Source organism: Bradyrhizobium sp. 22, from assembly GCF_000482425.1.
GTDB classification, from domain to species: domain Bacteria; phylum Pseudomonadota; class Alphaproteobacteria; order Rhizobiales; family Xanthobacteraceae; genus Bradyrhizobium; species Bradyrhizobium japonicum_B.
This window is the reverse complement of sequence record NZ_KI519399.1, coordinates 3,509,239-3,522,101: the sequence shown is the minus strand read 5'-3', so window position 1 is coordinate 3,522,101 and position 12,863 is coordinate 3,509,239. Positions and strand designations below refer to the sequence as shown.

The window sequence follows — 12,863 nt, the reverse complement described above, 5'->3', positions numbered from 1 at the left end:
ACTTGTCTCGTGAGACATGGGAGACGCCATGCAATTGGCGATCCAGCCCGCTTCTCACAATACCATTCTGGTTTCTTCAAGGCCGGGATACCACGCCGACGGGTACGCCGCAGAAATCGCTTCGCCCGGACCTAAACTTTTGGCAACGTTGCGGGACTGGCCTACCTGCAAGCGGAATCGTAGGCCGGTCCGCGCCTCGCAGCCATGCAAATCTAGGATAGTTTTGCAGGGCTGGACGGGTTAGGCGATGAGATAAGGGTTCAAATTCTCGGGAGGATAACAATGAACGAAGCACCCGGCATCCGGGCAGAACGGAACGTCGAACTCGGCGCCAGCAACGAGCCGTTCCAGAACCTGCACGAATTCATCCGGAAAGCGCGGGCCAACCTCAACCAGAACGCCTGGGATTACATCGTCGGCGCCGCCGAGACCGAGACCACGATGCGCCGCAACCGCATGGCGCTGGACGAGATCGCCTTTCGCCCCCGCGTGCTGCGCGACGTCCGCAAGGTGGATGGCTCGGTTCAGCAGTTCGGCCGCAGGATGCGCCTGCCGGTGGTGCTCGCGCCCGTCGGAGCGCTCGAAATCTTCGATCCGAATGGTGCGGCGAGCGTCGCGCGCGGTGCCGGCACCTTCGGTGCGGCGCACATGCTGAGCTCGGTGTCCGAGCCCGGCCTGGAGAAGACCGCCGAGGCGGCGCCCGATGCGCTCCGGCTGTACCAGCTTTATGTCCGCGGCGACGATGCTTTCGTCGCCGATGTCGTCAGCCGGAGCGAGAAGAACGGCTACGCCGCGTTCTGCCTGACCGTGGACACCGCCCATTACAGCCGTCGCGAACGTGACATCGCCAAGCGCTATGTTCGCGAGAGCCGCCTGCGCGCCACCGGTGGCGATTACCAGAAGGGGCTGGAGTGGCGGACCGTGAAGATGATCAAGGACAGGTACAAGATCCCGCTGATCCTGAAGGGCATCGCCACCGCCGAGGACGCCCTGATCGCGGTCGATCACGGCGTCGAATGGATCTACGTCTCCAACCATGGCGGCCGCCAGCTCGACCACGGCCGCGGTGCCATGCACGTGCTGCCCGAGATCGTCGAGGCCGTGAAGGGCCGCGCCAAGATCATGGTCGACGGCGGCATCTGTCGCGGCACCGACATCGTCAAGGCGATTGCGGCAGGCGCAGATCTCGTCGGCATCGGCCGGCTGCAATGCTGGGCGCTGGCGGCCTCAGGCGAAGCCGGCATCACGCGGATGCTGGAGCTGTTGGAAGACGAGGTGCTGCGCTGCCTCGGCCTGTTGGGCGCCACATCGTTTGCCGAGATCGACAAATCCTGCCTGCATCCGGCGACCGCCACCAACGCGCCGAGCGTGGTCAGCGCGTTCCCGCTGTTCGACCACGAGCCTTATCGGTACTGACCTGCGGACTCCGACGCTGAGGTGAAAAGGACGCCATGACATCGCTCTCTCCCGGCAGCGCGGATGCGCTTCTGTTCGATCTCGGGCGCGTGGTCCTCGACATCGACTTCTCCAAGGCGATCGCCTGCTGGGCGGGGCACGCCGGCTGCCAACCCGAAAGCATCCTCGCGCGCTATGTGCGCGACGAGGCCTACCGGCTGCACGAGGTCGGCAAGATCAGCGACGCCGACTATTTCGCCTCGTTACGCGCTTCACTGGGGATCGGCATCTCGGACGCCCAGTTCCTGGAGGGCTGGAACGCGATCTTCGCCGGCGAGATGCCTGAGATCGCCGAGCTGTTGCCGCGTGCGGCAAAGCAGGTGCCGCTCTACGCCTTCTCCAACACCAATCGGCCGCATGTCGATTACTTCTCGAAGGAATATGCCGGTCTGCTCGGCCATTTCCGCGAGCTGTACCTGTCATCCAGCATCGGCCTGCGCAAACCGGACGCAGACGCTTTCGACCATGTCGTCGCGGCGATCGGCGTGCCGGCCGAGCGCATCGTGTTCTTCGACGATCTCGAAGAGAACATCGAGGGCGCGCGGGCGCGCGGATTGACGGCCGTGCACGTGACATCGCCGCGCGACGTCGGGAACGCATTGAAGGCGTTGGGCATTTGACCCCGGCCCGTCGCTAGAAGCAGCCCAATTGCAAGCCGCGTTCGGAACCAAATTTACAAAAACTGTGGAACCTGATCCCTTTGTGCATTTTTATACGGAGTTCCCGGAACGGAATACCACCCTTCGGACTCATGAGTCTGTTGGGACTTCTACATCGGACTGATCGACGTGCTGGGCAAAACCTATCTCACCAAGCAAGCTTCTCTGCTGCTTGAATTCGCAAAAAACACCTCGGATTCCGAGCTTTCCGCCAAGCTGATCAGCAAGGCTGCGGACCTGAAATCGCAGGCCGATCCGCTCCCCGACAGGGACCAGGGCCCCAAACCTCCCGACGTCGCATGGGACGTCAGTCCGGACGATCCGACGGCACCTTGATCACATCACCGGGTGGCGCTGGCCAGCTCAGTGTCGGCCAGGCTCATGCCGGCGTTTCGCCTTTAGAATCACGTGTGCGGACTTGCACTTGCTCGATCACGGAGAGCACGCAGGATAGATCATCCTGCGTGCTGCTTTGCCTCGCGTCTGCAGTCAGCTAGAACTCTCGCCGCCCTATTGAACGATGTGCGAGCAGGAGTTTCGCCCGTGGCCCTGATGCCGGTTTCCGACGCCCTTGCTGCGGTGCTGGCAGGTGCAGAGCCGCTGCCTGAACAGATGGTTTCGCTCGACGAGGCCTATCACCGCGTGCTCGCGCATGACGTCGCGGCGCGCCGCACGCAGCCGCCGCAGGCGATGTCGGCGATGGACGGCTACGCCGTGCGCGCGGCCGATGCGGCAACGGTCGATTCCCGGCTGACGGTGATTGGCGAGATCGCAGCCGGCCGTCCTTTCGCGAGAGCAGTTGGCGCCGGCGAAGCCGTGCGGATCTTTACCGGCGGCGTCATCCCGGACGGAGCGGACGCGGTCGTGATCCAGGAGGACACTGTCGCGGACGGCAACAGCGTCACCATCAAGGAAGCCGCGATCGCCGGACGGCACGTCCGCCCGGCCGGGGTCGATTTCCGCGAGGGTGACGTGCTCCTGCGCAAGGGAACCCGCCTGACGGAGCGCGATCTCGCGCTTGCCGCGGCGATGAATCACCCGGATCTCGCCGTCTGCCGCCGTCCCAAGGTTGCGATCCTCGCCACCGGCGACGAACTGGTGAGGCCGGGCACCACGCCCGGGCACGGCCAGATCGTCTATTCCAACGGCTACGCCCTGCATGCGCTCGCCCGCAGCGAGGGCGCCGAGACCATCGACCTCGGTGTCGCCGCCGACACGCTGGAGGCCACCTCCGCCGGAATCCGCCGCGCCCGCGAGAGCGGTGCTGACATCCTGGTCACGACCGGCGGCGCGTCGGTCGGCGACCATGATCTGGTCCAGCAGGCGCTGCGGGGCGAAGGCATCTCGATGGCGTTCTGGAAGATCGCGATCCGGCCCGGCAAGCCGATGATGCACGGACGGCTCGGCGCAATGCGCGTGATCGGCCTGCCCGGCAATCCCGTGTCGTCCTACGTGTGCGCGTTCCTGTTCATGGTGCCGTTGATTCGCGCCTTGTCGGGCCGTTCAGTGATTCATCATCGCCGCGAGCGCGCCGTGCTGGGCAAGGATCTCGGCGCCAACGACCAGCGCGAGGATTACCTGCGCGCGCGCCTGGAACTGCGCGACGACGGTGCGCAAGTCGCCGTTCCCGTCAGCCATCAGGATTCCTCTCTGCTTGCGAATCTTGCTGCGGCACAGGTACTTCTCGTGCGCGCACCGTTCGCGCCGAAGGCCGAGGCCGGCAGCCCTTGCGAGGTGCTGCGGCTCCCCGTCTGAGTGCACGGCCACACACATTCCGCGAGCTCGCCGCCGTTCACGGTAAATTAAGCAGTTGCGGAACATGTATCGAACATATAGTGTCCGTTCATGATTTGTTTCGAGCATGTAGCGGCTTATCGCTGAACTCATCGTCTCGGAATCGAACGACATCAACCGGGGGACTTTGGTCGAGATGTTAACGCGCAAACAATACGAGCTTCTGAGGTTCATCAGCGAACGTTTGAAGGAAAGCGGTGTGCCGCCCTCCTTCGACGAGATGAAGGATGCGCTCGACCTGCGCTCGAAGTCGGGCATCCACCGCCTGATCACCGCGCTCGAGGAGCGCGGCTTCATCCGCCGCCTGCCCAACCGCGCACGCGCCATCGAAGTGATTAAGCTGCCGGAGCTCCAGGCTGCCGCCGGCGCCCGTCGCGGCTTCACGCCGAGCGTCATCGAGGGCAATCTCGGCAAGGTCCGCGCCAGCTCCAGCCCCTCCATGGACGAGGGCGAGCGGCCCGTTGCGGTGCCCGTGATGGGCCGTATCGCGGCCGGCACGCCGATCGAGGCGTTGCAGACCCGCAGCCACACCATCAGCGTCCCGCCCGACATGCTCGGCACGGGCGAGCACTATGCGCTCGAAGTGCGCGGCGATTCCATGGTGGAGGCCGGTATCCTCGACGGCGACATGGCGCTGATCCAGCGCAACGAGAGCGCCGATACCGGCGACATCGTGGTGGCGCTGATCGACGACGAGGAGGCCACGCTCAAGCGTTTCCGCCGCCGCGGGGCCTCGATCGCACTCGAGCCGGCCAATGCCGCTTATGAGGTGCGCATCCTGCCGCCGAACCGCGTGAAGATTCAGGGCAAGCTGATCGGGCTTTACCGGAAGTACTGATACCCGGAGCTTCAAGCGCCGCGCGCGCTTTCGATCGGCACCGTCGATCCAAGATTGGAGCGAACGCTTGGTCCGCTCCGGCTGGATGGTCCCTCTGGTTCTGCGCTGACCGTCCGGCTCCTCTTCCGCGCGACATCCGGTTCGCAAGCGCAGGCGCGCGGCCATTTCGCTCCGCCGCCAGAGTGCAGGGCAATCGCATTTGAATTTTGCAGAGGTCGTCATGCCCGGGCTTGTCCCGGGCATCCACGTTCATTGTGCTGCGTGGAAGGCGTGGATGGCCGGGACAAGCCCGGCCATGACGCTGCGGAGGCAGCTGGTGACCATCGCCACATGCGATAGCCCTGCGCGTGCCGGCAGTGCTGATACGCCGGCCAAATGCAAGGATGCGATGTTTGTTCCTATCGAATCCGGGAAAGATAATGTGATCGCGCGCTGCGGACGCGAGCCGCAGATTTGCCCATAACCAAGCAGAGCGTTGCAGGCTTCCACTCTGATTGAGGCCTGCGCCTCGACGAGACGCGGGTCGCCATCTTCGCATGAGGAGCACCCGATGTGTGACTACAGCCTGCATGCCGTCGCGACGCGTCCCGCTGAGGTCGGAGAGACGATCGTCACGACAACCTTCCGCGGCACCTCGACGCGCGGCTTCGCCTCCGAAGCCGATCTGTCCGTTGCGGTCTGCCTGCTGCCGGGGACGGAGCTCGCCTTCGCCGACAACGTCCGTTACGACAACCGCTGGATCTGGACGCGCACCGTCAACTCCCGCGTCGGCAAGTTCGGCAAGATCGATCCGCACATTCCCGATCGCCATCACGACGCGATCGAATTTCCTGACGGCAAATACGTGCTGGTGACGCAGCTGGTCGAAGGCCAGCGCGCAACCGTGCTGCAGCTGCCGGTGACGCAGCCGGTCGGCGAGCGCGAGCACAAGCCTGAGATCATCGCCGACAGTCGAGCGGCGGTCACGCGCCAACCGATCGGCTGATCAAAGCTCAGTCCTCGGCCTGAAGATCGGCCTCCGACGGCGTAGCGTCGCGGACGCGCGGAGCCGGCCTCGGCATGAGGGCTCCTTCGAAATCTCCCTCGCCGGCGGCCGCCGGCGACCAGGGGCGGTCTGCACCTCTCGCCTTGACCGCCTGAACCGCAAATCCGTCGCCATGCCGTGTCAGCGCCAGCGCGCCCTGGCGCGCGAGCCGCTGCCGATCCACCACCATCGCCGCGCAATCGGGCGGCGCGGGCCGCGCCGTCACCACCAGCGCGGCGCGGCTGCAATCGTCCGCCAGCGCATCGATCCGCGAGGCCAGCGCGACCAGGCGTCCGTCGGCGAGCGGTGTCACGCAGCCGGATTCGTCGCACGACACTCCCTCGGCCAACGCGCTGCTGCCGGCATCGCGCGGATCGGCGTCGGCCGCCAGCCACTCCTTCAGCAGGAAACCGTCCTTGCCCGCCCTGATCAGGTGCAGACGCCCATCCCTGCCCCGCACCGCGACGCTGGCGCCGTCCCCGGCAATCAGGACATCAGGCTGCCGCGCGGACAGGCCCCAGGCGATGGAAGCCAGCAGCACCACGGCACCGCACCAGCGCAGGGGCGTGCGCAACAGGCCCATCAGGATGATGCCGAGGCTCGCGGCGATCAGCGGCGCGATGCCGAACGCCGGAATGCGGCCGACCGCGCCCGGCAGCGCCGCCACCCAGCGCGAGACCGCGACCATCCAGTCGATACCCAGTCCCATCAACCACCAGAACACGCCATCGAGCCCGAACGGCGCTGCGAGCAATCCCAACAGCCCCGCCGGCATCACCAGCACTGAGACCACCGGCATCGCCCCGAGATTGGCGAGCACGCCATAGGGCGTGACGCGATGGAAGTGGAAGGCGGCATAGGGCGTGGTCGCAAGCCCCGCGATCAGCGAGGCCAGGAACAGCATCGCGATCTCGCGGCCGCCCCACAGCGCCACGCGTGCGGTCGCCGAATGATCGGGCGCGGCCAGCAGGTTCGGCATGCCGATCTGCACCAGCGCCACCAGCCCGAGCGTTGCAGCAAACGACATCTGGAAGCTCGGATAGCTGTTGCGAAATCCATAATGTGTGCCGTGCCTTAGCTTGCCTTGCGCTGGGCTGCTCGGGAGTCTGTTCGGGAGCGGACGTCGTCAGAATTGACATTCGTCCATTGCCTATTCTGAATTGGGTTTAGAGATTTGATCAGGGTAGCCTCGAGCTTAAGGCGTTGATGTTCATCAGTTGCAATATAAAACACATCATCGAATGGACGTCCGTTCAGGCGATGGGTCTCTACTCGCCTAGGCATCCGTCGGCTCGACCCCACGTAAACAACCTTCCCTTTTAGCATTAGAAGATAGACGCCAACCCATGGCGGTGATGACTTCAGGTCGATCGGAGGCTTTCCAGGAATCTCCGACATGAGCTCACGCTCATGGTAGTCCGACCACCACTTATCCAGCGCCGGCAAAAGAACACCTTCGGCGCGAGCAACAGCAGTATCGTAGTCAGTTCCTAGAACCTCGCTCCGCAGCGGACATCCAGCCCGTTGCGCCTTGGCCGGGACGGAGAACGAGTATCTCCATCCAGTTTTGAACGGAGATCGAGTTACGTGGCGCGGCAACACGGCGATCAACTCAGGCGATGTTGCTGCTCTGAAAGCAACCTCGGCTTCGCGTTCAGCCCTTTCTATCAGCGCGCGCTCCACGGCTTCCGCTTCAGTCCGATCGGTGCGCTTCGTGGAGCCGTTATATCGGCGACCGCCGCGCTGAAAATCAAACTGATAATAGGGCGAATTTTTCGACTTGTAGACGGTCACTTCTGAACGACCTTCTTTTGGGGCGAATCCACCCTGATTGATCTGGCTTTTGCAAGCCGTTCGACCGCATCCGCGACGTCTTCGTCGAGCACGTGCGCGTAGCGCAGCGTCGATTTGATGTCGCGGTGATTGAGCGCCTTCTGCACCAGCTTGAGGTTGCCGCTGTCCCGCAGGAGCTTCGTGCCGAAGTCATGGCGATAGTCGTGGAAGCGGAAATCTGAGAGCTTGGCGCGGCGGCGCAGCGTCTGCCAGGCCGCCTTGGTGCCGCTGTAAGTGATCGGGTAGCGCTGGCCCCGCACGATCCCCATTCGCCTGTTGCCGTAGATCGCAACATAGGTGAACACGAACTCGGCATGATGGCCCTGCAAGGGCCACAGGATCTCCCGAATAGCCTCCGTGATCGGAAACACGACGCGCCGGCCGCCCTTCCCCGTTCGGACAATCTGCTTCGTCCCGAAGTTCACCTCGGACCAGCGAAGCGTCACGCATTCCTTCAGGCGCATGCCGCTGGCCCGCACCAGGGCGAAGAACGGTTCATAGTCATCGCGCATCGCGGCGTCGATCGAGGCCGCTTCCTCGTCCATCAATTCGCGCACGCGCTCCACGGGTTCCGGCAGGTAGAGCTCGCCCCAATTCGGCTCGTGCTCGAAGGTGGCTCGCTCCGCCTTGGCGAAGGTGAAAAGACGCTGCAGCACAGCGATCGTCGAGCGATTGACCGTCCCGTTGGAGACCAGCGGCAACGCCTGCTCTTGCTCCTTCGTGCGCTTGCCACGGCGCGAAACGCGATGGCCTCGCCGCCACGCCACCAGCTTCTTAGCGGCAGGATGATCGATGTCAGTCAGCGGCATCGCCTCTCCGAAATAGCCGACAAGCCGCTCGAGGTTCTTCCACGTCGCGTCCGGATCGGCATCGTATTGAGCCTCATCGTTCCACAGCCGCACGACCACATCCCCGATTAGAAGCGACGTCTGCGCGCGCTTCGTTGCCTTGATCAGACCCTTGGCTCTCTCACGCTCGGCGGCCTCAAATTCCTTTGCTTCTTTTCGAGTCGTGCTTTCTGTAGAGCCGCAAAACCGACGACCGCCGAGCTGGAAGTCGTAGTGGTAGAACGGCGACTTTTTGGGCTTATAGACGGACATGCTTCTCGCCTTCGGCGTCGCTCGATGAAGGTGTCAATGTCAGCATCGGTGAACCGACGCCGGGGGCGCTTCGAGCCGCGCCCCACAAAAATGTACGAAATCTCCCCGTCGTGAACCAGCCCGGACAGCTGCTCAACGGTGATGCGGAGGCGCTCCGCAGCCTCCTTTGGCGTCAACAGCCGGTCCGGAGCCCTCTCGCCCATCCGTCAATTCCCCTTGCACGGCAACGTGACGGTGCGCGGATCGTCCGGCCGACCGGCGACCGTGAGCGCGACGCGGAGGCCGCAGGATTCACACGTCACGACGTAGGCACCGCAGCGCGGCGCCGGATACGGAACGCCGTAGCAGCACTTCGCGTGCAGGACGGTCCGCTTGTCCTCAGGCCGCAGATCGACATCCATCCCGTTCGGATAGGCGGGGTTGGGTGCCACGGTCGGTTCGCGGCCGGAGTCGATGAACTGAACGACGAAGGTCATGCTGCCTTAGCCCCCTGCCACAGCGCGTTGTAGGAAATGCCGGACGTCTCCTCGACACGGCGGAGGAGCGCGGATTGATGCGTGCCAGGGATGACCTCCTCACACAGAACCGCCAGCGCGGAGTCCATGAATTGGCGGAAGTCGTCGGCATCCATGCGGTCGAACGAGGTGGACTTCACCACCGTCATCATCCGGCCGCCGATCAGGTGGATCTCTTCGACGTAGCCGAGCCGCGCCTTGAGCGCGATGTGCAGCTCCATCGGGTTGTGGTAGACCTCTTGGTGCTCGATCACCTCGGCGAGCACCTTCCAATAAAATTTGTTCTGCAGCACTGAGCGCGGGCTGGTGCGCGTCAGCTTCGCCAGGAACGTCTTTTGCGAGAGCGTGCCGATCAGCTCTTCGTCGCCGGCAGTCACCGGCACGAGCCTGAGATAGTCGGGACGGACGAGCAGCTCCACAGCCATCAGGCACGCTCCGGCATGCCGTTGTGCTCGAGGCCGTCGAGGAGACGCCCAGCGGCGCCCTTGCCGACGTTGCGCATGGCAACCAGGCGCTCACCGTGGAATCCGATGCCGCCAGCGAGATTGTGCCAGCGGGTGGCTCCGCGGCCCATCTGGTGGTCGACCTGCGGGACGTTGCGCCAATCTGGATCATCGCGGTCGCGATCGTAGAACTCGCTCCACGCACCCCATTGCTTGAAGAAGAACGGAACGCCGGCCGCAGCGCACTGGTCGCGCAGCGAGCGCGCCCAATCCGGGTGCATCGGGCGCGCGCCGTCGCCGCTCTCGCCTCCGGCGATCACCCAATCCAAATTGGGCCCCGTGCTGCTCGAAAGCGCGTTGATGCCCTCATCGACGTATTTCAGATCGATCGGGCCCAGTAGCGGCTCCAACGAGACAAACCGCACCGCTGCCGGCGTCGCCAGCAGATCTGGAATGCGCGCGTCGGCTTCCTTCTGCCGCTCGGTCGAGACGCCGAGCCAGACGTTGGGAAGGGGCCACATCGTGTCGCGAAACACCGTCAGATTGGGAGCGCTGTCCCGATCGATGATGGGAAATCGCATCTCTTGCACGATGCGGATAACCACCATCGGCTTGAGGAAGCAGAACTCGCAAATATCGCGATCCATGCCCTCATTCTCGGAGGCTATCGGATCGTACGCGAGTAAGCATCACAAGCGACCAACCCAACGATCCGGGGGCGGATTAAAGGGACAGGGAATGTTGGCACGACTGAAGAAACCACACGACCCGAGCGCGCGCCGTACGGAGGAGCGCAAGGCTAACGGGGCCAAGCCGCAGGGCGTGGCGCCGGCAGTGTTCTACCGTATCCGCGAACATGGCGTTCGCCTGGGTGTCGATCCACGGCTCGCAACCGTGATCGGCCGCATGGGCATGTTCAAGGAGCTGTCCGAGGCCGAGGTGGATGCGGGTTTCCGCATCGCCGAGGTCTACGGCCGCTACGAGGGCCTGAAGGGGATTCCTCGCCGCACCGCGGCCTCGCCGTCATACGAGCGCGGCTTTGGCGCCAAGGACATCCTGCTCGATCGGCTCTCACCGGACGAGCTCAAGCGGCACAACAAGTCCGTGCGCCGTGCGGAGAAGGCGTTCGATCAGGTCCAGAACTGGATCGGCAACCAGCAGGCTCTGATCGAGCGCGTGTGCGTGCTCAACGAGGAGCCGGGCCCGATCCACAAGGGTATGCTGGCGGCCGTGCTGCACAACGTCGCGATCCAGATGGGCCTAATCAGCGAGACCAAAGCCGCGCCGAAGCCGAAGGCGCCGACCAAGGACGACGGCGCGCTGCTCGCCGAGGCCGCGGTCGAGGCGCTGGTCAACTGGTTCACCGTCAACGTGGTGTCGAAGCCGACGCATTTCAGCCTGGTCAACAACCCGGACTGGAAGGCATCGCGCGGCATCACCGGCTCGGACGGCCGCTATCACCACACCATCGTCGTCCCGCTGCGCGGCCTCACCGCCGAGCAGATGGATGCCAAGCTCCGCCTTGCCTGCGCCGTGGCGGGAATGCTTGAGATCGCGGACGCAGAGACGGGAGAGATCGCATGACGCTGCCGACCTGCAGGACCTGCCGCTTCGCCTTGCCCTATGAGGGCGACCCCGCAAGCGGCTGGTGTCACCGCGTCCCTCCGGTCGATAGATCGGAGGGCGATACGCTGCGCTCGACGTACCCGATCATCGGGCTCGACAAGCCCGGCTGCGGCGAGCACCAGCGCCGTCCGTTCATCACCATCCCGAAAGGATGGAAGCGGGGATGAGCCTGCGCTACGGCCCATGCCACGGCGGCCCCTACGACAAGAGGAACATCGCCCACCACGGCGATGTTCGGCGCATCGCGTTCTACACGAACAGCGGCCGCCCGCTGCCGGCCCTCGTCGACACCGACGACCCGGAGATCGAGTTCGGCGAGTACCGATGGAGCGGCAAGGCGTGGCTCTGGGTAGGGTAGGGATTGCGTCCGGATCAATTGACGCCGCCGTCCAAGAATGTTCGAATAGCTTGACAACTTGGGGGCGAGATGGCGAATTCTCAGTGGGTGATCTGGTTCTATCTGCTTAGTATTCCAGTGACAATTTATTCGCACTGGTTGAGCGGACTGCTGCAGGGGCGGAGACGAGGGATGCGGAGGGAGTTCATCGGCATGATCGCGATCGCGCTGGTCGTGTGGTTCGGGTTCTTGTGGGCCTACGAAAGGTTCGGGATTTTGTTCGCGGACTGATTCCGAGTGCCGCGATTTTGTGAAATCGGCTGTGAAGAACTAACCCCTTGCAGATCATGGGGATTGTAGATTTTCGTAAAATGCAGATAGTCGATTTTGTCAGGGCGGCGCGATTCGCCCGAAATTGGAAACCCGGCCGCACCAGCGCGCCGGGTTTTTCATTGGTCCCGAACGCCCTGGGGGGCTGGAGTCGGGATCGCCAGGGCCCGCTCATCCACCTGCCCGGTAGGGAGCGGGCCCACCAATACCCGAGCGCGGTTGCCGACAGGCGCGACACTCAGGGCCGGCTGCAGCGGCAACGCGGCCGGTCCGACCACCAGAGGTCAACATGAAGAAGCTCACGATCGTTGCGAAGGCTGGCGGCCAGGAGCACACGACCACCCAGACCGTTCCGCAGGGCGCTGACTACGCGGCCGTGCTGATGGCGGTTTCCAGCATGCTGAACACGCTGCAGGCGGCGCAGCCCCAGCTCGCGTTCGAAGAGCTGCACGTGGCCGTCGAGCAAGCGGCATGAAGCCGACCCACAATTACACCGGCCATGCCACCTTCGATCTGACCGAGGGCAAGATCCACCGGATCACCAGCGAGGACGGCAAGACGCGCATCGTCGCGCTCTTCCCGAAGGCTTGGAAGGCCGGTGCGCCGCAGTCCATGTCTGCCGTCAACGGGCAGACGGTTACGATGCGACCCTACCACGTGACCGAGTGGGAGGAGATCGAGCTTCGCCCGGTGGGCGAGTAGCACCATGCCGACCCTCGAGGAGATCGTCGGCGTCGCGTTGATCCTGATGGGCTTCGGCCTGTTCCTGCTCGCCTTCTCCCGCGCTGGCGGTCGAGAGGGCGAGCCGTTCGAGTTCGAATAGCCGGGCTAGCTCGAAGGTCGAGCGGCGGCTTTGTAAGCTGAGGGTCTTGGTTCGATTCCAGGGCCCGGCACCATTTTCACCACCAA

16 protein-coding genes, 1 tRNA gene and 2 pseudogenes are annotated in these 12,863 nt (G+C 64.1%); 12 read left to right on the top strand and 7 right to left on the bottom strand.

Going from position 1 to position 12,863, the window contains the following annotated elements; genetic code table 11:
- The first annotated feature begins 282 nt into the window (after positions 1 to 282).
- The 6 genes from K410_RS0118035 (at position 283) to K410_RS40395 (ending at position 5,731) form a co-directional block, all read left to right on the top strand.
- Complete coding sequence (locus K410_RS0118035; RefSeq protein ID WP_028136185.1) at positions 283 to 1,416, top strand: alpha-hydroxy acid oxidase; 1,134 nt, start codon at positions 283 to 285, stop codon at positions 1,414 to 1,416.
- A gap of 35 nt (positions 1,417 to 1,451) precedes the next feature.
- Positions 1,452 to 2,075: an HAD family hydrolase gene (locus K410_RS0118030; protein ID WP_028136184.1), complete on the top strand. Its 624-nt coding sequence runs from the start codon at positions 1,452 to 1,454 to the stop codon at positions 2,073 to 2,075.
- A gap of 168 nt (positions 2,076 to 2,243) precedes the next feature.
- The gene (locus K410_RS0118025; protein ID WP_028136183.1) at positions 2,244 to 2,450 is read left to right on the top strand and encodes a hypothetical protein; all 207 of its coding nucleotides are present in this window, start codon (positions 2,244 to 2,246) and stop codon (positions 2,448 to 2,450) included.
- A 207-nt stretch (positions 2,451 to 2,657) separates the two neighbouring features.
- Entirely contained in the window at positions 2,658 to 3,869 is a 1,212-nt protein-coding gene (locus K410_RS0118020; protein ID WP_028136182.1) for a molybdopterin molybdotransferase MoeA, read from the top strand.
- Positions 3,870 to 4,044: 175 nt separating this feature from the next.
- On the top strand, positions 4,045 to 4,746 hold the full coding sequence (gene lexA / locus K410_RS0118015; RefSeq protein WP_028136181.1) for a transcriptional repressor LexA: 702 nt from the start codon (positions 4,045 to 4,047) through the stop codon (positions 4,744 to 4,746).
- A 550-nt stretch (positions 4,747 to 5,296) separates the two neighbouring features.
- Positions 5,297 to 5,731, top strand: coding sequence for a hypothetical protein (locus K410_RS40395; RefSeq protein WP_028136180.1), 435 nt, complete (start codon positions 5,297 to 5,299; stop codon positions 5,729 to 5,731).
- Positions 5,732 to 5,738: 7 nt separating this feature from the next.
- Here K410_RS40395 and K410_RS36955 read toward each other — a convergent pair.
- The 7 genes and pseudogenes from K410_RS36955 to K410_RS36950 form a co-directional block, all read right to left on the bottom strand.
- A pseudogene (locus K410_RS36955) lies at positions 5,739 to 6,812 on the bottom strand (ComEC/Rec2 family competence protein); the annotation flags it as partial.
- A gap of 32 nt (positions 6,813 to 6,844) precedes the next feature.
- A complete protein-coding gene (locus tag K410_RS39600; RefSeq protein ID WP_155253468.1) occupies positions 6,845 to 7,564 on the bottom strand; it encodes a GIY-YIG nuclease family protein in 720 nt (239 codons plus the stop codon).
- Positions 7,561 to 8,703 (bottom strand): tyrosine-type recombinase/integrase, encoded by a 1,143-nt coding sequence (locus tag K410_RS0118000; protein WP_028136179.1) that lies wholly within the window; start codon positions 8,701 to 8,703, stop codon positions 7,561 to 7,563. The genes K410_RS39600 and K410_RS0118000 overlap by 4 nt, the downstream gene beginning before the upstream one ends.
- A 23-nt stretch (positions 8,704 to 8,726) precedes the next feature.
- Positions 8,727 to 8,906 (bottom strand): annotated as a pseudogene (locus tag K410_RS41535) (excisionase family DNA-binding protein); the annotation flags it as partial.
- 3 nt (positions 8,907 to 8,909) lie between these two features.
- A complete protein-coding gene (locus K410_RS0117995) occupies positions 8,910 to 9,179 on the bottom strand; it encodes a hypothetical protein (protein ID WP_028136178.1) in 270 nt (89 codons plus the stop codon).
- Positions 9,176 to 9,643 (bottom strand): hypothetical protein, encoded by a 468-nt coding sequence (locus K410_RS0117990; protein ID WP_028136177.1) that lies wholly within the window; start codon positions 9,641 to 9,643, stop codon positions 9,176 to 9,178. Before K410_RS0117990 ends, K410_RS0117995 begins: the two co-directional genes overlap by 4 nt.
- A complete protein-coding gene (locus K410_RS36950) occupies positions 9,643 to 10,308 on the bottom strand; it encodes a DUF5131 family protein (RefSeq protein ID WP_049820085.1) in 666 nt (221 codons plus the stop codon). The genes K410_RS0117990 and K410_RS36950 overlap by 1 nt, the downstream gene beginning before the upstream one ends.
- A gap of 91 nt (positions 10,309 to 10,399) precedes the next feature.
- Between K410_RS36950 and K410_RS36945 the strand changes: the two genes are divergently transcribed.
- The 6 genes from K410_RS36945 to K410_RS0117940 all read left to right on the top strand — a co-directional run bounded on the left by K410_RS36945 (position 10,400) and on the right by K410_RS0117940 (position 12,850).
- Positions 10,400 to 11,245, top strand: a complete 846-nt coding sequence (locus tag K410_RS36945; RefSeq protein WP_049820084.1) for a hypothetical protein — start codon at positions 10,400 to 10,402, stop codon at positions 11,243 to 11,245.
- Positions 11,242 to 11,454, top strand: a complete 213-nt coding sequence (locus tag K410_RS0117975) for a hypothetical protein (RefSeq protein WP_028136176.1) — start codon at positions 11,242 to 11,244, stop codon at positions 11,452 to 11,454. Before K410_RS36945 ends, K410_RS0117975 begins: the two co-directional genes overlap by 4 nt.
- Entirely contained in the window at positions 11,451 to 11,645 is a 195-nt protein-coding gene (locus K410_RS0117970; protein ID WP_028136175.1) for a hypothetical protein, read from the top strand. The genes K410_RS0117975 and K410_RS0117970 overlap by 4 nt, the downstream gene beginning before the upstream one ends.
- Positions 11,646 to 12,243: 598 nt before the next feature.
- Positions 12,244 to 12,429 (top strand): hypothetical protein, encoded by a 186-nt coding sequence (locus tag K410_RS0117955; RefSeq protein WP_028136172.1) that lies wholly within the window; start codon positions 12,244 to 12,246, stop codon positions 12,427 to 12,429.
- Complete coding sequence (locus K410_RS0117950; RefSeq protein ID WP_028136171.1) at positions 12,426 to 12,656, top strand: hypothetical protein; 231 nt, start codon at positions 12,426 to 12,428, stop codon at positions 12,654 to 12,656. The genes K410_RS0117955 and K410_RS0117950 overlap by 4 nt, the downstream gene beginning before the upstream one ends.
- 120 nt (positions 12,657 to 12,776) lie before the next feature.
- Positions 12,777 to 12,850 (top strand) — tRNA-Thr (locus tag K410_RS0117940).
- Positions 12,851 to 12,863 lie beyond the last annotated feature (13 nt).

Coding starts and splice junctions, on each gene's coding strand:
- K410_RS40395 (WP_028136180.1), top strand. CDS start 5,297: ATGTGTGACTACAGCCTGCATGCCGTCGCGACGCGTCCCGCTGAGGTC.
- K410_RS0117950 (WP_028136171.1), top strand. CDS start 12,426: ATGAAGCCGACCCACAATTACACCGGCCATGCCACCTTCGATCTGACC.
- K410_RS0118035 (WP_028136185.1), top strand. CDS start 283: ATGAACGAAGCACCCGGCATCCGGGCAGAACGGAACGTCGAACTCGGC.
- K410_RS36945 (WP_049820084.1), top strand. CDS start 10,400: ATGTTGGCACGACTGAAGAAACCACACGACCCGAGCGCGCGCCGTACG.
- K410_RS0117955 (WP_028136172.1), top strand. CDS start 12,244: ATGAAGAAGCTCACGATCGTTGCGAAGGCTGGCGGCCAGGAGCACACG.
- K410_RS0117995 (WP_028136178.1), bottom strand. CDS start 9,179: ATGACCTTCGTCGTTCAGTTCATCGACTCCGGCCGCGAACCGACCGTG.
- K410_RS0118000 (WP_028136179.1), bottom strand. CDS start 8,703: ATGTCCGTCTATAAGCCCAAAAAGTCGCCGTTCTACCACTACGACTTC.
- K410_RS0118030 (WP_028136184.1), top strand. CDS start 1,452: ATGACATCGCTCTCTCCCGGCAGCGCGGATGCGCTTCTGTTCGATCTC.
- K410_RS36950 (WP_049820085.1), bottom strand. CDS start 10,308: ATGGATCGCGATATTTGCGAGTTCTGCTTCCTCAAGCCGATGGTGGTT.
- K410_RS0117990 (WP_028136177.1), bottom strand. CDS start 9,643: ATGGCTGTGGAGCTGCTCGTCCGTCCCGACTATCTCAGGCTCGTGCCG.
- lexA (WP_028136181.1), top strand. CDS start 4,045: ATGTTAACGCGCAAACAATACGAGCTTCTGAGGTTCATCAGCGAACGT.
- K410_RS0117970 (WP_028136175.1), top strand. CDS start 11,451: ATGAGCCTGCGCTACGGCCCATGCCACGGCGGCCCCTACGACAAGAGG.
- K410_RS0117975 (WP_028136176.1), top strand. CDS start 11,242: ATGACGCTGCCGACCTGCAGGACCTGCCGCTTCGCCTTGCCCTATGAG.